This is a genomic window from Formosa algae, from assembly GCF_001439665.1.
Lineage (GTDB): Bacteria > Bacteroidota > Bacteroidia > Flavobacteriales > Flavobacteriaceae > Formosa > Formosa algae.
This window is the reverse complement of the sequence record NZ_LMAK01000030.1, coordinates 29,356-54,326: the sequence shown is the minus strand read 5'-3', so window position 1 is coordinate 54,326 and position 24,971 is coordinate 29,356. Positions and strand designations below refer to the sequence as shown.

General features: G+C 32.5%; 19 protein-coding genes and 1 tRNA gene. 7 read left to right on the top strand and 13 right to left on the bottom strand.

The genetic code is table 11. The annotated features are described in order from the left end of the window. Window positions 1–32: 32 nt before the first annotated feature. Together folB and AST99_RS09445 are read left to right on the top strand one after the other, a co-directional pair. The gene (folB, locus tag AST99_RS09450; protein WP_057781593.1) at window positions 33–395 is read left to right on the top strand and encodes a dihydroneopterin aldolase; all 363 of its coding nucleotides are present in this window, start codon (window positions 33–35) and stop codon (window positions 393–395) included. Between the two features lie 53 nt (window positions 396–448). Next, a tRNA-Cys gene (locus AST99_RS09445) sits at window positions 449–519 on the top strand. A gap of 46 nt (window positions 520–565) precedes the next feature. On the opposite strand, the gene AST99_RS09440 is transcribed toward AST99_RS09445, so the two are convergent. Next, window positions 566–1,030, bottom strand: coding sequence for an Lrp/AsnC family transcriptional regulator (locus AST99_RS09440; RefSeq protein ID WP_057781592.1), 465 nt, complete (start codon window positions 1,028–1,030; stop codon window positions 566–568). 167 nt (window positions 1,031–1,197) lie between these two features. Here AST99_RS09440 and metE point away from each other — a divergent pair, with 167 nt between their 5' ends. Next, the gene (gene metE / locus AST99_RS09435; RefSeq protein ID WP_057781591.1) at window positions 1,198–3,507 is read left to right on the top strand and encodes a 5-methyltetrahydropteroyltriglutamate--homocysteine S-methyltransferase; all 2,310 of its coding nucleotides are present in this window, start codon (window positions 1,198–1,200) and stop codon (window positions 3,505–3,507) included. Between the two features lie 52 nt (window positions 3,508–3,559). Here the strand turns inward: metE and AST99_RS09430 are convergent, their stop codons facing one another. The 3 genes from AST99_RS09430 to rnr form a co-directional block, all read right to left on the bottom strand. Further along, window positions 3,560–4,240, bottom strand: a complete 681-nt coding sequence (locus AST99_RS09430) for a LysE family translocator (protein WP_057781590.1) — start codon at window positions 4,238–4,240, stop codon at window positions 3,560–3,562. Window positions 4,241–4,283: 43 nt separating this feature from the next. Further along, complete coding sequence (locus tag AST99_RS09425; protein ID WP_057781589.1) at window positions 4,284–4,958, bottom strand: head GIN domain-containing protein; 675 nt, start codon at window positions 4,956–4,958, stop codon at window positions 4,284–4,286. 180 nt (window positions 4,959–5,138) lie between these two features. Then, the gene (rnr, locus tag AST99_RS09420; protein ID WP_057781588.1) at window positions 5,139–7,328 is read right to left on the bottom strand and encodes a ribonuclease R; all 2,190 of its coding nucleotides are present in this window, start codon (window positions 7,326–7,328) and stop codon (window positions 5,139–5,141) included. A 716-nt stretch (window positions 7,329–8,044) separates the two neighbouring features. Here rnr and AST99_RS09415 point away from each other — a divergent pair. From AST99_RS09415 to AST99_RS09405, 3 genes are read left to right on the top strand one after another with little or no spacing between them, the layout of a single operon-like run. Further along, window positions 8,045–8,479: an RpiB/LacA/LacB family sugar-phosphate isomerase gene (locus tag AST99_RS09415; protein ID WP_057781587.1), complete on the top strand. Its 435-nt coding sequence runs from the start codon at window positions 8,045–8,047 to the stop codon at window positions 8,477–8,479. After that, window positions 8,480–9,391, top strand: coding sequence for a cation diffusion facilitator family transporter (locus AST99_RS09410; protein WP_057781586.1), 912 nt, complete (start codon window positions 8,480–8,482; stop codon window positions 9,389–9,391). Window positions 9,392–9,394: 3 nt separating this feature from the next. Further along, complete coding sequence (locus AST99_RS09405) at window positions 9,395–9,841, top strand: GNAT family N-acetyltransferase (protein WP_057781585.1); 447 nt, start codon at window positions 9,395–9,397, stop codon at window positions 9,839–9,841. Here the strand turns inward: AST99_RS09405 and AST99_RS09400 are convergent. From AST99_RS09400 to AST99_RS09370, 7 genes are all read right to left on the bottom strand, one after another. Next, entirely contained in the window at window positions 9,838–11,478 is a 1,641-nt protein-coding gene (locus AST99_RS09400) for a S41 family peptidase (RefSeq protein WP_057781584.1), read from the bottom strand. The two genes, AST99_RS09405 and AST99_RS09400, sit on opposite strands and share 4 nt — an antisense overlap. Window positions 11,479–11,521: 43 nt before the next feature. Further along, window positions 11,522–11,902: a ribonuclease P protein component gene (gene rnpA / locus AST99_RS09395; RefSeq protein WP_057781583.1), complete on the bottom strand. Its 381-nt coding sequence runs from the start codon at window positions 11,900–11,902 to the stop codon at window positions 11,522–11,524. Window positions 11,903–11,905: 3 nt separating this feature from the next. Then, a complete protein-coding gene (gene pncA, locus AST99_RS09390) occupies window positions 11,906–12,511 on the bottom strand; it encodes a bifunctional nicotinamidase/pyrazinamidase (RefSeq protein ID WP_057781582.1) in 606 nt (201 codons plus the stop codon). Continuing rightward, entirely contained in the window at window positions 12,511–13,917 is a 1,407-nt protein-coding gene (locus AST99_RS09385; protein ID WP_057781581.1) for a nicotinate phosphoribosyltransferase, read from the bottom strand. Before AST99_RS09385 ends, pncA begins: the two co-directional genes overlap by 1 nt. Before the next feature lie 89 nt (window positions 13,918–14,006). After that, window positions 14,007–15,872, bottom strand: coding sequence for a M1 family metallopeptidase (locus tag AST99_RS09380; protein WP_057781580.1), 1,866 nt, complete (start codon window positions 15,870–15,872; stop codon window positions 14,007–14,009). 71 nt (window positions 15,873–15,943) lie between these two features. Then, entirely contained in the window at window positions 15,944–17,557 is a 1,614-nt protein-coding gene (locus tag AST99_RS09375) for a S8 family peptidase (RefSeq protein ID WP_057781579.1), read from the bottom strand. Between the two features lie 15 nt (window positions 17,558–17,572). Beyond that, on the bottom strand, window positions 17,573–18,433 hold the full coding sequence (locus AST99_RS09370; RefSeq protein ID WP_057781578.1) for an MBL fold metallo-hydrolase: 861 nt from the start codon (window positions 18,431–18,433) through the stop codon (window positions 17,573–17,575). Window positions 18,434–18,582: 149 nt separating this feature from the next. Here AST99_RS09370 and AST99_RS09365 point away from each other — a divergent pair, with 149 nt between their 5' ends. Then, entirely contained in the window at window positions 18,583–20,418 is a 1,836-nt protein-coding gene (locus AST99_RS09365; RefSeq protein WP_057781577.1) for a cation:proton antiporter, read from the top strand. A 95-nt stretch (window positions 20,419–20,513) separates the two neighbouring features. Here AST99_RS09365 and AST99_RS09360 read toward each other — a convergent pair whose 3' ends face one another. Beyond that, a complete protein-coding gene (locus tag AST99_RS09360) occupies window positions 20,514–22,916 on the bottom strand; it encodes a glycoside hydrolase family 31 protein (RefSeq protein ID WP_057781576.1) in 2,403 nt (800 codons plus the stop codon). Between the two features lie 140 nt (window positions 22,917–23,056). Next, entirely contained in the window at window positions 23,057–24,967 is a 1,911-nt protein-coding gene (glgB, locus tag AST99_RS09355) for a 1,4-alpha-glucan branching protein GlgB (RefSeq protein ID WP_057781575.1), read from the bottom strand. Window positions 24,968–24,971 lie beyond the last annotated feature (4 nt).

Sequence of the window (24,971 nt, the reverse complement as noted above, 5' to 3'; positions counted from 1 at the left end):
TAATCCCTAAAATATTATTTATTTACAAGCTTATGGGCGTTATAAAAGTTGAAAACATAAGAATTTACGCAAATCATGGTTGTTTAACCGAAGAAACTAAAATTGGAAGTGATTACCGCGTAGATTTAGTTATAAAAGCCAATTTACAAACCTCTGCAGTATCAGATAATCTGGTAGATACAGTTGATTATGTATTTTTAAACCGCATAGTTAGAGAAGAAATGAAAAAACCTTCTTACCTTTTAGAAACGGTTGCTAAACGTATATTAGTTAGAATATTAAACGAAAATAACGCCATTAAAAAGGCGACTATAAGTGTTAGTAAGCTAAATCCTCCTATTGGTGGAGATGTAGAAATGGTGACTATAAAAATGACAGAGAAAAGAAAAAAGTAAAAGTATATAGCTTACAATCGTAATTTTTTATACATTTGCAATCCGTTAATTACGGCGTCGTGGCCGAGTGGCTAGGCAGAGGTCTGCAAAACCTTGTACAGCGGTTCGAATCCGCTCGACGCCTCTTCAAAACCTTCAAGTTTTCTTGAAGGTTTTTTTATGCTTAATTTTTAATCTATTGGGATATCATAACTGTGTTTAATCTCGCCCATAACAAAGGTTGTATGTGCACTTCCTATATTTTTAATTGCCCCTAAACTATTCAATACAAAATCTTGGTAATGTTTCATATCTTCAACAATAACCTTCAATAAAAAATCGAAATCGCCAGACGTATTATAACATTCTGTCACTTCTTTTAAAGATTTAATATCGTGAACAAATTTGTTGCCTATAATATTAGTGTGTTGCTTTAACCGAATGCTACAAAAAGCAATTAGAGATTTATTTAATTTATCGGCATCTAAAACAGCAACGTATTTTTTAATATAACCTTCATTTTCTAATTTTTTAATACGTTCAAAAACGGGAGTTGGAGATAAGTTTACACGCTTTGCTAACTCTTTTGTGGTCACATTAGAGTTCTCTTGTAGTAATTTTAGTAGCTGTATATCTGTGGCGTCTAATTGATGCATGGTGTTTTATTCTGTTAAGGTTATTTAATCGATACTTAAAAAGATAAAAAAAATATTATTTTACCTTAAAATAGGTTTATAATCCTATTTTTTAAAACATTAAAGATAATAAGAATGTATTTATAATTTTGAAAAGATTTTAAAACTAATTAAAAAACTTAAAAATTATGAAAACGAACCTCTTAGGATATCCTAGAATTGGAAGTAAAAGGGAACTTAAAAAATCTTCTGAAGCCTATTGGAAACATGACATAACGTTAGAAAATCATTTAAAGAATGCTAAAGCAATTAGACAAGACAATTGGATATTTCAAGATGAAATAGGTATCGATTTAATTCCGTCTAACGACTTTTCATTATACGATCACGTTTTAGATTTAACGCTTACTTTAGGGTGTATTCCAGAGCGCTACAATAATTTAAAATTAAATGAAAATCCGTTAGATTTATATTACGCTATGGCTCGTGGAATTCAAAAAGACGGATTAGATGTTACAGCAATGGAAATGACAAAATGGTTCGATACCAATTACCATTACATTGTACCAGAATTTCATAAAAATCAGACTTTCGAACTTCTAAATTTAAAAGCTGTAAACGAATTTAAAGAGGCTTTAGAGTTGGGCATAAAAACGAAACCCGTATTAATTGGACCGGTTACGTTTTTACTCTTAGGAAAAGAAACAGAACATAATTTTCATCGTATAGAGTTACTCGATAAATTACTACCTGTATATTTTCAATTAGTTGAACAATTAATAAACGCCGGAGCAGAATATATCCAATTTGACGAACCGTGTTTAGTTACAGATTTATCAATTACAGAACAACAAGCCATTACAAAAACCTATACCACATTAGCATCAACATTCCCAAATTTAAAGATTATACTAGCTAATTATTTTGATTGTTATGGTACAAATTTAAAAACGGTTTTAAAACTTCCGGTACACGCATTACATCTGGATCTAGTAAGATGTACTTTGCAATTAGATGATATTTTAAATGCAGATGAATGCAACAAAAAAACCATTTTATCCTTAGGTGTTATTGATGGTAGAAATATTTGGAAAAATGATTTTGAACACAGTTTAAAACTCATTGAAAAAGCAGTCAATCTTTTAGGAAAAGATAGCGTCTGGATTGGATCTTCATGTTCCCTATTACATAGTCCGATAGATTTAAATTTAGAACAAAAATTACCGACAGATATAAAACAATGGTTAGCTTTTGCAAAACAAAAAGTTGAAGAAATAGTAAGGTTAAAAGCGTTAGTGATTGATCCGAATTCTGATGAAAATATAACGGCATTAAAAGCAAATAAACAGTCTATTGTAAACAAGAGTACATCAGAATTAATTCATAATGAAGCTGTAAAACATAGAGTATCAAAATTAACTGCTCAAGATAGTTCTAGACAGTCTGCATTTAAATTTAGACAAAGTCAGCAAAAAAGCATTTTAAACTTACCCTTATTTCCAACGACAACAATTGGTTCTTTTCCGCAAACAAAATCAATTAGAAGTTGGCGTTCTAAATTTAAAAAAGGAGAAATTTCACAAACTGAATACGATCATTTAATTCAGGATGAAATAGAAGAAACCATTCGTTTTCAAGAAAGTATTGGATTAGATGTTTTAGTACATGGCGAGTTTGAAAGAAACGACATGGTAGAATATTTTGGAGAACAACTAAAAGGCTTTGCTTTTACTAATTTTGGTTGGGTACAAAGTTATGGAAGCCGTTGTGTAAAACCACCCATTATTTTTGGAGATGTATCTAGAGAACACCCTATGACAGTTAATTGGACGGCTTATGCGCAATCTTTAACAGATATTCCGGTAAAAGGTATGCTAACGGGTCCAGTAACTATTCTACAGTGGTCTTTTGTACGTAACGATCAATCTAGGGCAACAACATGTAAACAAATTGCTCTAGCGATACGTGATGAAGTGTTAGATTTAGAATCTGCTGGTGTAAAAGTGATTCAAATAGATGAACCAGCCATTAGAGAAGGTTTACCATTACGGAAAGCAGATTGGCAAGCATACTTAAATTGGGCGATCGAATCTTTTAAAATTTCGTCTTGTGGCGTAGCAGATAGTACACAAATTCATACCCACATGTGTTATTCAGAATTTAATGACATTATTGATAGCGTTGCGGCCTTAGATGCCGACGTGATTACTATTGAAACCTCACGTTCTAACATGGAATTGTTAGATGCTTTTGTAGATTATAAATATCCTAATGAAATTGGTCCTGGTGTGTATGATATTCATTCACCAAGAATACCAAGCTCTGAAGAAATTGAACTGTTATTAAAAAAAGCCTGCAACTTATTGCCTATAGAACACATTTGGGTAAATCCAGATTGCGGACTAAAAACAAGAGATTGGCCAGAAACTAAAAAAGCGCTGACACACTTGGTAAATACAGCTAAAAAATTACGAGCAGAATTCAAAATTGAAGCTTAATAAAAAAAGAAATCCAGAGTTATTTTATAAAAATACTCTGGATTTTATATGTTTAATCTAACGGATTTATTTGCTCAAACTTATCTTTAATAAGTTCTTTTTCTTTTGGAAAGAAACCTTGTACTAACAGTAAAACACCAAAACCTAAAATAACAAGAGATACTATTTTTTTGGTTTTAAAAATAAGACGTGGTGTCAATTTATTTCTTAACGATTTAGCGGCCAACATTTTAAATAAATCGACTATAAAATAGACAGCAAGTATAGTTCCGAGAAAAATATGAACGCCATATTCATTATCTGTCATAGAGTTTCCAATTACTATAAAACTAATCCATCCTAATAAAACACCAACGTTAATAAAATTCAATAGAAACCCTTTCATAAAGAGTTTTCCGTAATTTTTTTGAACTTCAATACTGTGGTATTCTCTAACTATAGTTCTGAAAGATTTTTGAGCTTTTACAAATGAGATTACACCATAAGCCACTAATAAAACACCACCAAACACAAAGAAATTAGGATCGTCTTTTACATGATCTAATATACGACTGGTGCTATAAAAAGCCACAACAATAAAAAAAATGTCGGCAATAATAACCCCTAAATCAAATATAAGAGCACTTTTAAATCCCTTTGTAGCACTAGTTTCTAGTAAAACAAAAAATACGGGTCCAATAGTAAAGGATAATAATATTCCAAACGGAATAGCTCTTAAAACATCTTCTAACATAGTTCGCGATCTCTATCGCAAATTTAGTAAAAACTTAAGGGAATTAGTCTACTCTAAGAATTCTTCCTCCTAATACTTTATTTTCGTTCACTGTTTCTGGTTTACCATAAATGTAAACATCTCCACCTGCACGAATGGTAGCATCAACAGTTTTAGAGGCTTTAACATGAGCTTCACCTGCAGCATGAATAGAAACTTTAGAGGTTTCAGACTCTAATAATTGTCCGTTATAAATACCGCCTGTTAAAATGTTAATTTGTTCATTTTTAGCAGTTCCACTAGTAGTAATTTCACCACCAGTGATAGATTTTACAACAACAAAAGATACTTTTAAAGGCATATCTATTTTTCCACCTTCTTGTGCTTTTAATTCAATTTCAAATTGTTCTACAGCATCATCAGATTTTACTAAAGCACCTTCATTAACATCTATAACATCTATAGCGGTGTAATACACATTCACTTTAGTATTTTCTCCGTTAAAAATGTTATCTAAACTCATTCTAACTTTTAAGGTTCCGTTTTTATTTACCGTTTCAACCTTATCTGCATTGTTACCAGAAACTGTGATCTTGTTAACATCAGATTTAATTAAATTTACGTGAATAAGATCGTAGACTTTAAGTTCTTTAAAATCTCCAACTGTTTTTTCTACATCGTTTTGTGCCTGTAATCCTAAAGATAAACATGCTATAAATACTATTACTAACTGTTTCATTTTGATTGAAATATAATTATATTTTACTCTACTTGATAGTTTATAAAATTAAAAATTAACTCTATAATCCTAATTAAAAACGGTAAGAATTAATGAAAAACCTACCGTATTAAAAAATTTACTTTTTACAATATTCAGACTTATTAACAATTTAAAAATTGATACTATCTTGGAATAATTTTAAGCGTTTGCCTTCCCTATTAAATTAAAATCAAGGTGTTTTTTAACTAAATCTGTATCCTTAACTTTTACAATAACCTCGTCTCCTAACTGATACATTTTTTTAGATTCGCGTCCAATTATTGCAAACTGACTTTCATCAAACTCATAATAATCGTCTTTAATATCGCGTGTTCTTACCATACCTTCGCACTTATTATCTATAATTTCTACATAAATCCCCCAGTCTGTTACTCCGGAAATTACACCTACAAACTCTTCATTTTCATGATCTTGCATAAAACGAATTTGCATATATTTTATAGAATCGCGTTCTGCTTTAGTCGCTAAATATTCCATACTACTGGAATGTTTACACTTCTCTTCGTAAATCGCTTCGTTAGCAGATTTTCCTCCATCCAAATACTGTTGTAACAAACGGTGTGCCATAACATCTGGATAACGACGAATTGGTGAAGTAAAATGACTATAGTAATCAAAAGCTAAACCGTAATGCCCAATATTGTGCGTGGTATATTCCGCTTTACTCATGGTTCTAATCGCTAAAGTATCGACTAAATTTTGTTCTTTTTTTCCAGAAACATCACTTAATAAACCATTTAATGATGACGAAATAGATTTACGATCTTTAAAATTTAATTTATAACCGAACTTAGACACCACATTTTGAAGGGCTTGTAATTTACTTTCGTCTGGTTCGTCGTGTACACGATACACAAACGTTTTTTCTGGTTTTTGTTTACCAACAAATTCCGATACTTTTCTGTTAGCCAACAACATAAATTCTTCAATTAATTTATTGGCATCTGCAGACGTTTTAAAGAATACACCTATCGGGTTACTTTCTTGATCTAAATTAAATTTAACTTCAACTTTATCAAACGAAATCGCTCCAGAACTCATACGTTTTGCACGCATAATTTTAGCTAATTCGTCCATTTTTAAAACGGCATCTGCAACGGCTTGATCTGCTAAATAGCTTTCTCCGGTTAGAGAGACTTCAGCAGGAATGGTATTTGTTTTACTTTCTATAATCGCTTGGGCTTCTTCATAAGCAAATCGCGCATCGCTATATGTTACAGTTCTACCAAACCATTCGTTAACAACTTGTGCTTTTTTATTTAATTCGAACACTGCTGAAAACGTAAATTTTTCTTCGTGCGGACGTAAAGAACACGCATTATTTGATAAAATTTCAGGAAGCATAGGGACTACACGGTCTACTAAATACACAGATGTAGCACGCTCGTAAGCTTCTTCATCTAAAATTGTTCCTTCTTGCACGTAATGCGATACATCGGCAATATGAATTCCGATTTCATAATTTCCATTCTCTAACACTTCAAAAGATAATGCATCATCAAAATCTTTAGCATCTTTCGGATCAATCGTAAAAGTTAATACCTTACGCATATCGCGACGCTTTTTAATTTCGTCTTCTGTAATCGAAGTATCTATATTATTTGCAAACTCTTCAACTTCAGGAGGAAACTCATATGGTAATCCGTAATCGGCTAAAATGGCATGAATTTCTGTATTATGTTCTCCAGGTTTTCCTAAAACTTTTAAAACTTTTCCGTTAGGAGAATCTGCTTTTTCTGGCCAATCTTCTAGACTTACCAAAACTTTATCTCCATCTTCCGCACCAGCTGTTTTATTAATAGGCACAAAGATATCTTTATACATTTTATTACCATCAACCACTACAAAAGCGTAGTTTTTACTCAGTTGAATAACGCCAACATACTCTGTTTTAGCACGTTTAATAATAGTTGTAATTTCGCCTTCTAACTTACCGTGTTTTCTACGTTTGTATACGTAAAGTTCTACCTCATCACCATTTAAAGCTTTATTAACATTGTTTGAAGCAATATAAATATCGTCTTCAAAATCATCACAAATTACATAACCAGAACCTTTAGCTGTTAAATCTAAAATTCCTTTATAGTATTCTGTGTTTACTACGGCCTTAAATTTACCGCGTTCTACTTCTTCAATTTCTTTTTTAGAGAGTAATAATTGAAGTTTTTTTATAATTTGATTTCTGCTGCTGGCATCATTTACATTTAAAATCGCAGCTATTTGTTTATAATTGAAGGTTTTATTACGTTCCTTTCTTAGAATTTTTATAATCGTATCGGAGAGATTAGCAATTCCTTTAGAAGCTTTCTTTTTTCGCTTTCTTGTCATAATCTACATTTGTATTGTAACAAAGCTACATTTTAAAAACTAAATCAATGTTTCTTTATTAAGAAGTTTAACGATTCATTTAAAATTAGTCTTCAAAAACAGTTATAAACAATATATATAATAATCCTTTTTTCTTTTTTAAAATTTAAAATAAAATGGTGTTTATTATAGTCTGTTAATAACTGGTATAACTTTTTTGAGTTTTATTTTGATTCTATTTAGATTACATTCTATTGATACTGAATGAACATCTTATTAGAAGTTTAAAGTGTTAATTTTTAATTGTTTTTATTAGGTTGTTAACAGTTGTTAATAACTGTAATTTACATAAAATCTTTGATAAAAAGATTGAATTTTGATGTTTATATGCGTTCATTTTGGTCTAAAAACTTTTCTAAAGAAAAGGAGTTAAATTTTTGGAGTGTATTAGTTAATCTTTGGTTGGAAAAATAATTGACATTTGAAAATTAAAGTTTAAAAAAGAAATGAACAGATATTAACAATTAATTAATACTTAAATACTTTTTATGAACAATTGTTATGTAAACGTTTAAAAATGGTATACTTAACGTAAGATTTAATAAAATTAAAATGAGTTAAGGTATGTAATTATTAGGCATTTAGGTAGTTTATTAACCATCATTTCGTACTTTTATACTCTTTAAAATAAGAACCATTTTTACAATATAATTTAATAAAAAATAGCCAGAAACATTATGAAAATTTCAATCGGAAATGATCACGCAGGAACAGAATACAAATTTGCAATCGTAAAGCATTTAGAAGCAAAGGGATACGTTGTTAACAATTATGGAACCGATACTGCAGATAGCGTAGATTATCCAGATTTTATACATCCAGTAGCTACAGATGTTACTAATAAGAGTGTCGATTTTGGTATTATTATCTGCGGAAGTGGTAATGGTGCAAATATGACTGCGAACAAACATCAAGCTGTACGTTCTGCTTTATGCTGGACCAAAGAAATTACTGTTTTAGCAAGACAGCATAATGATGCTAATATTTTAAGTATTCCTGCTCGTTATACTGCTGTACAACAAGCTATAGAAATGGTAGATGCCTTTTTAGACACTGCTTTTGAAGGTGGAAGACACCAAAATCGAGTAAATAAAATTCCAGTAAGTTGCTAAATGTCAAGTTCACATAACCATAACCACGATCACCATAGTTTAAAAGGTAGAAACTTAATAATTTCTATTTTATTAAACATACTTATTACATTAAGTCAGGTTATAGGTGGATTGGTTTCAGGTAGTTTAGCTTTATTGAGCGATGCGCTTCATAATTTTACAGATGTTATTTCTTTAATTGTAAGTTACATCGCAAACAGATTATCTAAGCAAAAAGCATCTGAATACCGAACCTTTGGTTATAAACGTGCAGAAATTTTAGCAGCATTTATAAATGCTTCAACCTTAATTATTATAGCTATATTATTAATAAGAGAGGCTTATAAACGTTTCAATCATCCAGAACCTATAGAATCTAACCTCGTTATCTGGTTATCTGTTTTAGGTATTTTAGCAAATGGTGTGAGTGTATTGTTATTAAAAGGAGATTCTAAGACTAACCTTAATATGCGAAGCGCTTATTTACATTTGTTTACAGATATGATGGCAAGTGTAGCTGTATTAATAGGTGGTTTACTCATGAAATATTTTCAAATGTTTTGGGTAGATAGTGTGCTTACCTTTTTAATAGGACTCTATTTAATTTGGGTTGGTTACGAATTGTTAATAACCTCTACCAAAATGATTATGTTATTTACACCCAGCAATATTAAAGTTATAGATGTGGTTGAAGCTGTGAATGTTATACCTAAAGTAAATAATTTACACCATGTACACATTTGGAATTTAAACGATGATGAATTGCATTTAGAAGCGCATTTAGATTTTAAAGAAAACATTACATTAACTCAATTTAACGATATCTTATTTCAGATTGAAACTCTTTTACGTGATAAATTCAATATAAATCATGTTAATATTCAACCAGAATTTAATAAAAAAGATCCCAAAGAAATTATAGTCCAAGATTAAAACATGATAAGCTTAACAATAAAATATTTTAACGAACTTAACATTCACGAATTATATGCTTTATTGCAATTACGTAGTGAAGTTTTTGTAGTAGAACAAGATTGTGTATACCAAGATATTGATGGTAAAGATAATAAAGCACTTCATGTTTTAGGTTTTAAACAAAACCAATTAGTAGCCTACACTAGAATTTTTAGATCAGGCGATTATTTTGATCAGGCCAGTATTGGCCGTGTTATAGTAAAGGAAACCGAGCGTAAACATAAATATGGTTACGATTTAATGAAGGCGTCTATACACGCTATAAACGACGAGTTTAACGAAAGTATTATAAAAATTTCGGCACAAAAACACTTAGAGTCTTTTTATAACAATTTAGGTTTTAAAACAGTTTCTGAACCGTATTTAGAAGATGGTATTCCGCATGTAGGTATGCTTTTAAAACCTTAATGGTTTAAAAACTTACTATAAGTGGTGGTGTTGCTTAAAATTTCTGTAGCACGTTTTATTTCCGGATTGTGTGTTTTATAATAATCGTAAACACCTTCTCTGTAGGCGTAGCGTTTCACAATTTCGTCTGTTAATAAACTCGATAATTGTGCTTTGTTTTCGTCTATACCCTTTATTTTTGAGGTGTTTAGATTGTTAATAAGTGTATTGTAATCCTTTTGTATGTTATCATCCAAACCTTCTTTTTTAGCACTTTCAAAAGCTTTTGCTAATGCGGTTTCAGTATCTGTTTCGAAGTTAAAATCGTTAGTTTTTAAGTATTTTTTAAAGTCGTTAAAATCGGAATCCGTCAGTTTAAAAGCATTTACATCTTTTAGGTTTGGATGCGCATAATAATATGTTGTCGCATAATCGAAAATAAGATCCTTATTTAAGATCGCATTTGTTATGGCCGAGTTTTTAGTAATTTCTAAAGCTTCGTCTGGCAAGACGCCACCACCATCAAAAACAGGTCTTCCGTTTTTAGTTTTAAACTCATGATAATTTTCTTGAGCAATACGCACTGCTGCACCTTTTTCGTCGCGATGCCAATAATCTAAAGCCTGAATACAACGTCCAGAAGGTGTGTAATATCTAGAAATAGTTAATTTTAACTGGGTTCCGTAAGTGAGTTGTTTTGGGCGCTGTACTAAGCCTTTACCAAAACTACGAGATCCAATAATAACGGCACGGTCTAAATCTTGTAAAGTACCTGCTACAATTTCGCTAGCAGAAGCACTGCGGCCATTTATTAACACCACTAAAGGAATTTCTACATCTAAAGCTTCTTTCTGTGTATAATACGTTTTATTAAACTTTTTAACTTTCGATTTTGTGGTAACTACTAACTGTGCTTTAGGTACAAAAATGTTTACTACATTAACAGCTTCATGCAATAATCCGCCAGGATTATCGCGTAAATCTAAAATTATTTTTTCTGCACCTTGGGCTTTTAAATCTTTAACCGCATAAGCAGTTTGTAAAGATGCTTTATTATTAAACTGACTTAATACAATATATCCGGTTTGGTCGTTTATCATAGAAAAATAAGGTACAGCATTTATCTCTACTTCTGCCCTATTTATAGTTGCTGTATAAATTTTACCTTGTCTTTTATATGTAACATCTATACTTGTTCCAGAAGATCCTTTTAATAAGTCGCCTTTATCGTCTTTAAAGGTTTCTAAATCTATAGTTCCTATTTTAATAATTTCGTCTCCAGGTTTTAAACCGGCTTTATCTGCAGGATAATCTTTATACGGTTCTACGATTACTAACTTATCTTTAAGTGTCTTTACACGCGCTCCTATACCCGTATAATCGCCAGTATTATTAATCCTGGCCGCTTCCACATCCTGTTCGTTCATAAAAGTGGTATACGGATCTAAATCTTTCAACATACTTTTTATAGCCGTGTCCATTAAATCTGCCGGATTGGTTTCATCCACATAATTCATGTTTAGCTCTTTATACAGCGTTGTAAAGATTTCTATTTGCTTTGCGATTTCAAAAAAATCGTTTTGGAATGCTGTGGTAGAAAAAAATATGGCAACCGCAAAAACAGGAATTAGGATCTTTTTTTTAAGTAATGTTTTCATGTATAAAACGGTTTTTAATCTAATGTTATAAATTGAAAAAAGGTTATATATTTTCGGCTTCTGCTTTTAAAAATTTTTCAAATAAGGTCTTTACTTTCTTTTCAACAAATTCGTAACTCGGTACGTCTTTACCAAAATATAAAATCATAAACGCATATTGAGACGAAATCGTACTAAAATGCTCATTTTTATTTAGTCGGTAAGCTTCTCTTAACAATCGTTTTATTCGATTTCTGTCTACAGCTAATTTAAAATTTCGTTTACTTACAGACACGCCAGCTTTTATAGTGACATTATCTTCAAAACTGGTTTTTAAATATACTAAACGCAACGGATAAGCAGATACTGATTTCCCTTCTGTAAAGAGTTTTTCAATAGTAATTTTACTTTTAAGTTTTTCGGTTTTACCGTAAGTATACTTCATAAATTAAATCTCGTCACTGGTTAACATGGTAACTCCAAGTTGTTTTAAATCTGTTACAGCAGTGTTGTACATGTCTTCAGAAATGTAACGGGTTGCATCTGTAATATAATAGGTTTTAAAGCCTAAATTTTGTGCGTCTTTAGCTGTAAAATATACACAATAGTCGGCTGCTAATCCGCAAACATACACATCTGTAACTTGCATACTTTTTAAATAGGCTTCTAAACCGGTATGTTGTGTTTTATTATTATCGAAAAATGCGCTATAACTATCTACTTCTTTATGCATGCCTTTTCTAAAAATGGCAGATACAGCATTTGTATTTAAGGCTGAAAAAAATGATGCTCCAGCTGTACCTTGTACACAATGATTTGGCCATAATACTTGCTCTTGACCATGTAAATTAATTACTTCAAAAACAGTTTTATTATCATGATTACTTGCAAAACTAGCATGATGTTCTGGGTGCCAATCTTGAGAGGCTACAACAACATCAAATTTAGATTGTAGTGAATTTACCAACGGAATAATTTCATGGCCTTTGGCAACGGCAAGTGCTCCGCCTGGTAAAAAATCATTTTGAATATCTACAAGAATAAGTGCTTTCATTACGACATTAATTTTTCTTTTTTTAATTGATCTCTTAAAGCTTCTAACTCTGGACTTAATCCTACTTTATACACATGCGGATTATCGAAACGTTTGTGTTCTGTTGGTAATTTAGAAAGATTGTCTTTGGTAATTTGTACCAATTCTGCAGTCGATTTTTTTGCATGTACACGTTTACCATCAATCATAACATCGTGTAATAATGGTTTTACCGTAGCGTATTCAATAGCCATTCGCTTATGAGTTTCAAAAGGATGTGCCATTGTTTTTGGTGCTTCTAAATGATCTAAGGTAATGGCATCTGCAATGTATAGTCCGTTTTCATTCATATAGCGATACACTTGTTTTTTTCCTGGAAAATTCATCTTTTTTAAATTTTCAGAAATTTTAATTCGCGGTGTATCGTTAAAGCTACATAATTTATACACACCATCTAAGGCGCCATTTTCTTTTCCAACAACCAAATTTGTGCCTACGCCATAAATATCTATTTGTGCTTGTTGTTCTTTTAAACTTCTAATTACATGCTCGTCTAACTGATTAGAAGCTGCTATTTTTACATACTCTAATCCGGCTTCATCAAGTTGTTTTCTACCGGCTTTAGATAAATATGCTAAATCTCCGCTATCTAATCGAATACCAAGTAATCGTTCTCCGCGAGCTTCCATTTCTTTAGCCACAATAATAGCGTTTGGAATACCACTTTTTAGGGTATCGTAAGTATCGACCAACAAGACGCAATTTACAGGTCGTGTTTCTGCAAAATCTCTAAAGGCCGTAAGTTCATCGTCGTAACTTTGTATGTAGGCATGCGCCATGGTTCCAGAAACAGGAATACAGTAAAGTTTACCAGCAAGTACGTTAGATGTATAATCGAATCCGCCAATAAATGAGGCACGCGAAGCCTGTAGCCCAGCATAACCTTGTGCACGTCTTAGTCCAAATTCGGCTAAACTTTTTTCCTCTCCCGAGATGTATCTAATTCGACTGGCTTTGGTTGCTATTAACGACTGAAAATTAAGGGCATTTAAAATAAATGTTTCGATTATCTGACATTCAATAATAGAACCTGTTACGGTTAAAATAGGACTAAAAGGAAAGATAATTTCACCTTCTTGCATACTTTGAATATGTCCGGTGAATTTGAAATTTTTAAGATACTCTATATAATCAGAATTAAATCCTTGTGCAGTTAAATACGCGATATCATCTTCAGAAAAAGCTACAGTTTCCAACCAATCTAAAACTTCTTCTAAACCAGAAAAAAGCACATAACCACCTTCAAAAGGTGTTTTCCTAAAAAAGTAATCGAACGTTGCGCTTACTTTGTGTTTTTCTTTCAAGAAGTAAGACTGCCCCATGGCAAGCTGATATAAATCGGTATATAATGCTGAATTTAAATTCATGTTAAAATAATTTTATATAAAAATAACGCATGTTTTTTACAAATGTATAAACATGCGTTATTAATTACGATTAGCTTGTGTATTTAAGCTTAATGTGTATTGTTTTCTTTGTTTATATCTGCCATTAAACCTTTAGGATCTATTTGTATATTTTTTATAGCACCTTGTGGTTTTTTAATGGTAAACGTGTACGTTGGATAAGCCCAAGCCCAATCTGCTAATTGTGTTCTAGGCGTTGTTGCTGGTTTTTCTCCACGCATCATTGTTAACGGAATGTAGAATTGTTCTCTTGTTCCATTGGTATACGTAACTTCAATATCTAAAGGCATAGGCATTAATCCAATGCGTTCTAAAGTAACTTTAGTGGTGTTTGCTACATCTTCTACAGATTTAATTCCGTAGTCTATTGTATTTGTAGTTTGTGTCCAATCTGTTAAATACCAATCTAATTCTAAACCAGATGTTTTTTCTGCAGAACGTATAATGTCAATAGGTCTTGGATGTTTAAAAGAGAAATCTGTAAAATACTTTTTAAGGGTATTTTTTAAATTTGTGTCTCCGATAACATAACCTAATTGAGATAAAAAGACTTCTCCTTTGCTGTAAGCCGCAATACTATATGCCATATTATTATGGTAACGGTCTGAATGTGTAGTTTGTGGTTGTTCTTTTCCAGATTTTACTAAATAATAATAGCCACGGTAAGCGCCTTCAGAAGGGTTTGCTTTATTTTCATTCATGATAACATTCATGGCTTGGTCGCTAATATAACTTGTAAAACCTTCGTCCATCCATTCGTGTTTTGACTCGTTTGAAGCTAATAAGAATTGAAACCAAGTGTGTGCCATTTCATGAGCTGTAACGCCTACTAAACTACCAAATTTACGTTCTCCAGTAATAAGTGTACACATAGCATATTCCATACCACCATCTCCACCTTGGATAATTGAGTATTGTTTGTATGGGTACTTCCCTATTTCGTTACTAAAATATTGCATTAACTCTACAGCTTTAGGTTGAAGCTTTTTCCAATTTTCAGCAATTTCTGATTTGTTTTTATAGAAGAAATGTAATACTGGTCCGTTAGGTACTTGCATAGTATCATGTACATATTCAGGATCTGCAGCCCATGTAAAGTCGTGTACATTAGGTGCTATAAAATGCCAAGATAATTTATCTTTATCGGTATTGTTTACAGTTTCAGTGGTGTAACCATGACCTATCTCGTTAGGATTTTGAAGGTAACCCGTTCCTCCTACTGTGTAGTCTTTATCAATGTTTATAGTCACATCAAAATTTCCCCAAACACCATGAAATTCTCTTCCAATGTATGGATCTGCATGCCAACCTTCAAAATCGTATTCTGCTAATTTAGGATACCATTGCGTCATAGATAAAGCAACACCTTCTTTGTTATTTCTTCCAGAACGACGGATTTGAATAGGCAATTGTGCATCAAAATCCATATCGAATGTTACTTGTTCGCCTGGTTGTATAGGATGTTCTAATTTTACTTCAAGGATAGTTCCTACAGTTTCGTAAGGAATAGTTTTACCATCTTGTTTAAGAGATTTTACTTTAATGTATCCTATTTCGTCTGGTGTTAAAGTAGAAATTCTACTTGTACCATTCTCTACCATTCTACCATCTGGATCTTCAATATTTTGTAAACGCACATCCATTTCGCTATCAGGTTGGAATGCGTTTAAAAATAAGTGATAATACACACTTGTTAACACATCTGGAGAATTGTTAGTATACACTAATTTTTGAACACCTTTATATTGATAAGATTTAACATCCATATCGATATCCATAGTATAATCTACATGTTGTTGCCAATATGCAGGGTCTGAATTTGTTGTGGTACTACTATTGTTAGTTGTACTCATTGTAGATTTACAAGAAGTAAGAAGGAATAGAAGTCCAAAAATTGAGTAAAAAATTTGTTTCATATAATTAAGAGGGTTTAAATAAAAAACCTCATCAAGTTGAGGTTGATGAGGTTAAATATATTAAGAAATATTTATTTTAACTTTGAAGCTAATATTAATGCATTATAGGCATTCACCATTTTTTTAGATTTAGATAAATCTGCAAAAGGTGCTTTATTAGTAGCGTCTCCACCAACAATAACATCTACAGTTACAGGTAAACCAGAATCCATTAAGACTTGTTTCACTTGTGCCGCAGATAATTTTGGATATTGAGAGCGAATTAAAGCAGCTACACCAGCAACAGCAGGTGCTGCCATAGAAGTTCCGCCTTTAGTATCGTATTTATCGCTTCCAGGAACTGTAGAGTATATTTTAGCACCAGGCGAAAATACATCGACATTAATTTTTCCGTAGTTAGAGAATCCTGCAACCATTTCTGGTCCGTATTTAGGTTCTAAAGCTCCAACAGTAACAAATGTATCTCCTACTTCTGGACCATTGTCTATTTGGTCGTTAGGGAAACAATTTTTAACATCTAGATCTTGACCTTCGTTACCTGCAGCATTTACAAATAATACATCGTTTTCACTAGCGTAAGCAATAGCATCTCTTACCCAGTCACTGTGTGGTGAGTAATATTTACCAAAACTTCCGTTTATAATTTGTGCTCCATTATCTACAGCATAACGAATAGCTAAAGCGATATCTTTATCGTACTCATCGCCATTAGGTACAGCTCTAACGCTCATAATTTTTACATTATTTGCAACACCATTAACACCTAAACCATTATTACGCTCTGCAGCAATAATTCCGGCAACGTGTGTTCCATGGCTTTCAGAATCTTTTACAGGCATAACGTTACCGTTACCGTATCCAATATCTGTTAAATCGTCTGGATTGTCTCCTGTTTTTCTACCTTGAAATTTAATATTTAAATTGTAGTTTAAACGTTCAGAAATACTTTCAAGACCATTGTTTAAATCTTTTTTAGCAGCATTTACATCTTCAAAACCAAGACCTAAAATATATTTTCCAATAGCAACTGCAGTAGATAAGGCTTCATCGTCTCCAGCTTCAATAGTTTCAATATCAGCTAAGTTATAATCAGACTTATTTAATTTAGCAGAGATTAATTCGTCTGCTCCTTTTAGTTGTTGTAATAACTGGTCGTACTGAGTTTTGTAGTTAAAAAACTTAGAATATTCTTCGTCGTATTCTGTTTTAGCTCTTGCATAATCCGGATTAGTTTCGTCTCCAGTGGCTAAGATTCTTACAAATTCTAATTGTTCGTTGTACGTATCTCCTAAGAAGTTCCATCCATGAACATCATCAACAAAGCCGTTTTTATCGTCATCAATTCCATTACCAGGAACTTCTTTTTCGTTAGTCCAGATTACACCGTCTAAATCTTCGTGTTCAATATCTATTCCAGAGTCAATTACTGCAACAATTACCGTTTTTCCTTCGTTATTTTTAATAATTTCTGTGTAGGCTTTATCTACACTCATTCCTGGAATGGTATCTTGAATAAGATCTAAATGTCCCCAAGTATGTTTTTGAGTATCTGTTAAAGGCGATACTTTTAAAGGTATACTATCTATGTTTTCGATAGGCGTAGATAGTACTTTTGCACCACCACCACAGCTAGTTAAAACAGTTGCTGCTATAGCAGAAAATAAAATTGGTTTAATAATATTCATGTGTAATTTAATATGTTAATTAAAAATATCGTTACAGCTGTACGTGTCTTTAAGACGTACGCCTTTTTCTGTATGTTTAAGAGTAATTATTTCGTTGTGAGCATCGTGCTCCAAAAATAGATAATAATTATTGTTGGCAGCTAGATTTAAAAACTTTTCTTTTTCGCTAAGCGTGATTAAAGGTCTAGTATCGTATCCAACAACATAAGGCAGAGGTATATGTCCTGCGGTAGGTAATAAATCGGCCATAAATACTATAGTTTTATCCTTGTATTTAATTTGAGGAATCATTTGTTTGTCTGTATGCCCGTTCACAAATAAAATATCGAAACCCAATTCGCTATTTTTTAGAAGATCGTTTTCAGGAAGTGCAGTAAGTTTTAACTGCCCACTATCTTCGATGGGAATGATATTTTCTTTAAAAAAAGATGCTTTTTCTCTCACATTAGGTTGGGTTGCCCAAAACCAATGGTCTTTATTACTCCAAAAATGAGCATTTTTAAATGCAGGTTCATACCCTGTTCTGTCTTTATTCCATTGAATACTTCCACCAACGTGATCAAAATGTAAATGTGTTAAAAACACATCTGTAATATCGTCTCTATGAAAACCATATTTTTTTAAAGACGCATCTATAGAATGGTTTCCCCAAAGGGCATAATATCCAAAAAACTTATCAGACTGTTTATCTCCCATGCCTGTGTCTATCAAAATAAGCCTGTTTCCATCTTCTATTAAAAGAGATCTTGCAGCAATATCAATTAAGTTATTAGAATCTGCTGGATTGGTTTTTTGCCAGATACTTTTAGGTACAACACCAAACATAGCACCACCATCTAGCTTAAAATTACCAGTTTCAATTGGATATAAATTCATGTTTATTAATTTTATACTGTAAAGTTAAAAATAGTGGCGCAGTTTTAAGTAATTGTTATTTTTTATTAGGTCTTTTTTAACATAAAAAAGAATTGTGTCGCTTAAATAAACCAAAACTTTTATATCTTTCACAATAGAATAAATGATGCATGTTAGAACTCGCGGGGATAATTATATTAGGGATATTAGCGCAATGGGTCGCTTGGAAGTTTAAAATTCCAGCTATTTTACCTTTAATACTTATCGGATTATTGGTTGGGCCAATTGCGGCACAATTTTTTTCTGAAGATGGATCGAAATGGATTGAACCCATTTGGAATGGGAGAGAAGGTTTATTTCCAGGCGAAAGTTTGTTTTATTTTGTATCTCTAGCCATTAGTGTTATTTTATTTGAAGGTGGTTTAACGTTAAAATTAAACGAAATTAAAAACGTTGCTCCGGCCATTACAAAACTTATTACCTTAGGCTCTGCAGTAACCTTTTTTGGTGCTGCAATGGCGGCTCACTATACATTTTACTTAAGTTGGGAAATTTCGTTTTTATTCTCTTCTCTAATCATTGTTACGGGACCAACTGTAATTACTCCAATTCTAAGAAATATTCCGCTTCCTAAAGACGTTTCTGCCGTTTTAAAATGGGAAGGTATTTTAATAGATCCAATAGGCGCATTAATTGCCGTTTTGGTTTTCGAATTTATTAGTGTAGATGCTGGTGGCGAATTCACTAAACGTGCTTTTATTGAGTTTGGAAAAATTGTGTTATTTGGGTTTACATTCGGATTTACATTTGCACATGCTTTAAACACTATCATCAATAAAAAATGGATTCCGCATTATTTATTAAATGTATTTGCTTTAGCTTCTGTATTAGGTGTTTTTGTATTGTCCGATTCTTTTGCTCACGAATCTGGCCTTTTAGCAGTAGTAGTTATGGGAATGGTTCTAGGAAATTCTAAATCGCCTTACCTAAAAGAGTTACTTTACTTTAAAGAATCTTTAAGTGTTTTATTAATTTCAATACTGTTTATTTTACTGGCGGCTAATATTAATATGAGCGATTTATTACTCATATATAACTGGAATACAGCTGTTTTATTTGCCATAGTAGTTTTTATAATCCGACCAATAGCGGTGTTTTTAAGTACTTATAAATCGTCTTTAAAACTAAAAGAAAAGTTATTTATAAGTTGGGTGGGACCTCGTGGTATTGTTGCAGCTGGTATTGCATCGTTATTTGGATTAAAGTTAGCAAAAAGCGGCATACAAGATGCAGAATATATTACACCTTTAGTGTTTATGATAGTGCTTGGAACCGTACTTTTAAATGCGACTACAGCACGTGTATTTGCCAAAGTAATTGGCGTATTTCTGAAAAAATCTGAAGGTATTTTAATCGTTGGCGCTTCTAAATTATCGCGATTAATTGGTCATTATTTAGAGCAAAACGGACGCCATGTGGTTATGATTGATAGTAACCCACTAAATATTAAAAAGAGTGAAGAATTAGGATTAGAAGCTATAAACACGAACATTTATTCGGATACTTTAATGGATAATATTGAATTGAATGATGTAGGATTCCTTATGGCTTTAACAGCGAGTTCTGATGTTAATAAATACGCGATAAATAAGTTTAGCAAACAGTTTGGTGAAAACGGATCGTTTAGACTATTAACTGCCGATGAAATGAATAATGCAGATATTATTCCGCGAGAAGGTTTATTTTCTCAGACAGACGATTTTAATTCCCTAAGCGAAGTGACGCGCAAATATCCTGCGATAAACGAGATAGAGATTAAAAACAAAGCACACTTTTTAAACTTATTAAATATTAGTGATGCCGACGAAGATATTATTCCAATTTTTGTAAAAAATCATAAAGGTATTTTAGAAATTATTTCGTCTTCTAATAAAGATAAACACGAGATTGAACCAGGTTATATTTTAGTGTATTTAGGTAAACCTTTTGATGTGGAGAAAATGTAAAAGCTTTGGGTTTTAAAGTTGAAAAAATAGATAAAAATATAAACGCTCGTGAAGATTATTCATGAGCGTTTTTTATGAGTTTAAATTGTATGTAATTACATAATATGTATTTCATTAAAGTATTTATCTAAAATTAATGTATTTGTAAGTATAACGGTGTTTAAAACATCCAGACTAATTTCTACATTATCAATTTCAATTTTAGAAATATTAAAAGGTAATCCTATAAATTTTAATTTAAAGCGTGTATAAGGCGTTATAAACTTTCCTGTAGTATGTTGCTGTATAATTAGTTCTTTAGGCTTACCATTCAGTTTAAATTTGCTTAAACTGTAACGTCCTTTAGTATAATCGTACCCATCATGTATATCGTCAAATAATAAAGATTGTGCTTTACCTAGTTTATAATGTACATCTAAGGTTACTTCCTCAATTTCCTTTTCTCCCACATATTGTTGTACCGGATATTTAGGAATAATACTTCCTGCTTTTATAAAAATAGGCATAGTATCTAATTCTGTATCTACCCAAATTTCTCGTCCGCCTTTAATAAGTTCTTGCGTCCAAAAGTTATACCATTTTCCGCGTGGTATATACATGCGTCGACCTTTGGAATTAGGTTCTAAAATGGGGCACACTAAAATGTCGTTTCCGTATAAAAATTCGTCTGTACGATAGTGAGTCTGTATATCTTCTTGATCGTAGAGTACAAGTGATTTTAAAATGGGAATACCTTCGTCTAAATACTGCCAAAAAGCGGTGTATAAATAGGGGAGAAGCTGATAACGTAATTCTATAAAACTACGAACTATATCTGTAACCTCGTCTCCAAACATCCAAGGTTCTTGTTCGCCATGATCTCCAGATGAATGTGTTCTACAAAAGGGATGAAATACGCCTAACTGAATCCAACGGGTGTATAATTCGCCATTGGGTTGTTCTGCAAAGCCACCAATATCACTACCTACAAATGAAAATCCAGAAAGCGACATGCGTTGTGCTTGTACGTTGGCAATCCATAAATGTTCCCAAGACGCAATGTTATCTCCGGTCCAAGATGAGCTATAACGTTGTGTGCCAGAATACGCGGCTCTTGTAATTACAAATGGGCGTTTTGGGTATGCAAATTTCTTTAATCCATGATAGGTTGCTCTAGCCATTTGCATGCCATAAACATTATGTGCTTTTCTGTGACTGCAAGGGTTTCCTTCGTAATCATGACGTACATCGTCTGGAAACGTTTTATTTGGAACTTCCATTACCGCAGGTTCGTTCATATCATTCCATACGCCTCTTACGCCAATATCTTCAACAAGTTCTTTAAATAAATCGGACCACCAATCTCTAACTTCTGCTTTCGTAAAATCTGGAAAATAGCATTGTCCTGGCCAAACTTTTCCTTTCATATACGGACCATCTGCACGTTTGCAGAAATAATCTTTTTCTAAAGCTTCTTGAAAAACGTGGTATTCAGGATCTATTTTAATCCCAGGATCTATAATTACAATGGTTTTAAATCCATCATCAGCCAGTTCTTTAACCATACGTTTTGGGTCTGGAAAATAGTCGTTGTTCCAGGTAAAACAACGGAACCCTTCCATATAATCGATATCTAAATAAATAGCATCGCACGGAATGTTAAGTTCTCTAAATGTAGAGGTAATTTCTTTAACTTTAGTCTCTGGATAATAGCTCCATTTACATTGGTGATATCCTAAAGACCATAGGGCTGGAAGCTGATGCGGTTTTCCAGTTAAATCTGTATAACTGGCCACAACATCTGTCATTTTTGGACCATGAATAAAATAGTAATTCATTTCTCCTCCATAAGCCCAGAAACTGGTTACGTTTTTACGTTCTTGAGCAAAATCGAAACAAGTTTGAAACGAATTATCGAAAAATACGCCATACGATTTACCATGATGTAAACCTGTATAAAACGGAATGGCTTTGTATAAGGGATCTGTATATTTTCCGAAAGCAAAGGAATCTGAAACCCAATTATCTAAACGTTTTCCTTTTAAGTTTAAGTGATCAGGTTTATCTCCTAAACCATAGTAACTTTCTCCGTCGTTAGAGATTTTACTCATTTTTACAATGTTACCACCAAACTCATAATTTTCTTCCCAATGGTAACCAATCTCATCTTCACACATTAATGTATGATCGACTGCATCGTAAATAGATATCTTTAAATTACTTTTATTAATATTACAGATCAGTTTAGATGTGGTGACTACATAAAACTGATCTGTTTCTTGTACTTCTAAATGATTATATCCTGTTCGGGCGTATTTAGTAATGGCATACGAAAAGTCGTTTTCAAAATTAACAAAAGATGCATATCTAAAACGTAACACACTATCGCGAACAATAGTGAGTTGTAAGCTTACTCCGTTTTCTGTTTTAAACAGTAGCGTATCAATATTTTTTTCGTAAAAAACAATGTGGTTGGGATATTGATTTCCCTTGTGTTCTAATTCTGTATTTATAATCATAGTATCTCAATTAGAATGGTATATAAACCTAAGGTTTTTTATAGGGTTCCATCCGTTCTTTTTATTAAAATTAAATGCACTTTTTAATTAAAAGAATAATCTTTACGTACTAAAACTAAACATAATACAAAATAAGGCCTTTACTTATATTTGAAAATGGTTATTGCTAATGGCGGAATAGTTATAGATGCTTTAAATGGTTTATTATTCCATGTTTTCTTTTCTACTTTAATCGCCTTAGAATTTATAATACCACTACCACCAAAAGCTTCATTATCACTACTAAATACTTCTATTAAACTCCCTTTTCTTGGTAATCCGATATCGTAGTTTTTATGACTATTTGGAGTAAAGTTACACACTACTATAAGATCGTTTTCTTGGTCGTGTCCTTTTCTAATGTAAGACATTACCGCGTTCTGATGATCGTCGTAGCTAATCCATTCAAAACCCTCTTGACTAAATCCTTTTTCGTATAAAGCAGGTGTGTTTTGATAGAGTTTATTTAAGGTTTTAACGTATGCTTTTGTATGTATATGCGGTTCAAATTCTAGTAAATTCCAATCTAAACTGGTTAGAAAATTCCATTCGTTATATTGTCCAAACTCTGCACCCATAAATAATAATTTGGTTCCGGGGTGAGTGTACATATAACCCAACATTAGTCTTAAATTTGCAAAACGTTGCCATTCGTCTCCAGGCATACGCCCGAGTACAGAATTTTTTCCATACACCACCTCATCATGAGAAATAGGAAGCATAAAGTGTTCTGAAAATGTATAAGCTAAACTAAACGTAATATCATTTTGATGGTAACTTCTGTAAATGGGATCTTTTTTGAAATAATTTAAGGTATCGTGCATCCAACCCATCATCCATTTCATACCAAAACCTAAGCCACCAAATTCAACCTTATTGGTAACACCTGTAAAGGCTGTAGATTCTTCTGCAATGGTTTGTATGCCATCAAACATACTATAAACAGCTTGGTTACATTCTTTTAAAAATGAAACGGCTGCTAAATTTTCATTTCCACCGTAAATATTTGGTTCCCATTCGCCGTCTTCTCTAGAATAATCTAAATAAATCATCGAGGCAACTGCATCTACACGTAAGACGTCTATATGATAATTTTGAAGCCAATAGACTGCGTTACTAATTAAAAAAGAGCGAACTTCTGGACGTTCGTAATTAAAAATTAAGCTTTTCCAGTCTGGGTGGTATCCTTTTTTTTCATCTGGATGTTCGTATAAACAAGAGCCATCAAATTGGCCTAAACCATGAGCGTCTGAAGGAAAATGGGAGGGAACCCAATCTAATATCACACCAATATCTGCTTTGTGAAAAGCATCTACCAATCCCATAAATTCTTGCGGAGTTCCAAACCTAGAAGTCGGCGCAAAATATCCTGTAATTTGATAACCCCAAGACGGATCGTAAGGATATTCCATGATAGGCATAAATTCTACGTGAGTAAAATTCATGTCTTTTACATAAGCCACTAAGGTTTCCGAAAGTTCTGTATAGGTTAGAAAACGATTTTCTTCAACGTTTTTCATCCAAGAGCCTAAATGCACTTCGTAAACGGCATACGGTTTGTCTAATCCGTTTTTTTCGTTCCGGTAAGACATCCAACTTTTGTCCTTCCATTTATAATCTGAATTATCCCAAATTATAGAAGCTGTTTTTGGAGGTTGCTCGCAACGGGTTCCATACGGATCTGCTTTCTCTGTTTTTATGTTGTTATTATGGCTAATAATAGCATATTTGTATAAACTACCTTTGCCAATATTAGGAATAAAACCTTCCCAAATTCCGCTGGAATCCCAGCGGACGTTAAGAGGGTGTTCTTCTGCGTTCCAATAATTAAAATCTCCGATTACAGAAACCGATTTTGCGCTTGGTGCCCAAACAGCAAAATATGTTCCTTTTTCACCTTCGCAAGTGACTATATGAGATCCAAATTTTTCGAATAAATTATAATGTTTCCCAGATTTAAATAAATTAATATCAAAATCTGTGAATAAGCTAAACGGTATAACTTGTGCCATAGTT

What these genes read in the sequence shown, in the direction of transcription:
- folB (WP_057781593.1), top strand. Translation starts at nt 33, where the DNA reads ATGGGCGTTATAAAAGTTGAAAACATAAGAATTTACGCAAATCATGGT.
- AST99_RS09440 (WP_057781592.1), bottom strand. Translation starts at nt 1,030, where the DNA reads ATGCATCAATTAGACGCCACAGATATACAGCTACTAAAATTACTACAA.
- metE (WP_057781591.1), top strand. Translation starts at nt 1,198, where the DNA reads ATGAAAACGAACCTCTTAGGATATCCTAGAATTGGAAGTAAAAGGGAA.
- AST99_RS09430 (WP_057781590.1), bottom strand. Translation starts at nt 4,240, where the DNA reads ATGTTAGAAGATGTTTTAAGAGCTATTCCGTTTGGAATATTATTATCC.
- AST99_RS09425 (WP_057781589.1), bottom strand. Translation starts at nt 4,958, where the DNA reads ATGAAACAGTTAGTAATAGTATTTATAGCATGTTTATCTTTAGGATTA.
- rnr (WP_057781588.1), bottom strand. Translation starts at nt 7,328, where the DNA reads ATGACAAGAAAGCGAAAAAAGAAAGCTTCTAAAGGAATTGCTAATCTC.
- AST99_RS09415 (WP_057781587.1), top strand. Translation starts at nt 8,045, where the DNA reads ATGAAAATTTCAATCGGAAATGATCACGCAGGAACAGAATACAAATTT.
- AST99_RS09410 (WP_057781586.1), top strand. Translation starts at nt 8,480, where the DNA reads ATGTCAAGTTCACATAACCATAACCACGATCACCATAGTTTAAAAGGT.
- AST99_RS09405 (WP_057781585.1), top strand. Translation starts at nt 9,395, where the DNA reads ATGATAAGCTTAACAATAAAATATTTTAACGAACTTAACATTCACGAA.
- AST99_RS09400 (WP_057781584.1), bottom strand. Translation starts at nt 11,478, where the DNA reads ATGAAAACATTACTTAAAAAAAAGATCCTAATTCCTGTTTTTGCGGTT.
- rnpA (WP_057781583.1), bottom strand. Translation starts at nt 11,902, where the DNA reads ATGAAGTATACTTACGGTAAAACCGAAAAACTTAAAAGTAAAATTACT.
- pncA (WP_057781582.1), bottom strand. Translation starts at nt 12,511, where the DNA reads ATGAAAGCACTTATTCTTGTAGATATTCAAAATGATTTTTTACCAGGC.
- AST99_RS09385 (WP_057781581.1), bottom strand. Translation starts at nt 13,917, where the DNA reads ATGAATTTAAATTCAGCATTATATACCGATTTATATCAGCTTGCCATG.
- AST99_RS09380 (WP_057781580.1), bottom strand. Translation starts at nt 15,872, where the DNA reads ATGAAACAAATTTTTTACTCAATTTTTGGACTTCTATTCCTTCTTACT.
- AST99_RS09375 (WP_057781579.1), bottom strand. Translation starts at nt 17,557, where the DNA reads ATGAATATTATTAAACCAATTTTATTTTCTGCTATAGCAGCAACTGTT.
- AST99_RS09370 (WP_057781578.1), bottom strand. Translation starts at nt 18,433, where the DNA reads ATGAATTTATATCCAATTGAAACTGGTAATTTTAAGCTAGATGGTGGT.
- AST99_RS09365 (WP_057781577.1), top strand. Translation starts at nt 18,583, where the DNA reads ATGTTAGAACTCGCGGGGATAATTATATTAGGGATATTAGCGCAATGG.
- AST99_RS09360 (WP_057781576.1), bottom strand. Translation starts at nt 22,916, where the DNA reads ATGATTATAAATACAGAATTAGAACACAAGGGAAATCAATATCCCAAC.
- glgB (WP_057781575.1), bottom strand. Translation starts at nt 24,967, where the DNA reads ATGGCACAAGTTATACCGTTTAGCTTATTCACAGATTTTGATATTAAT.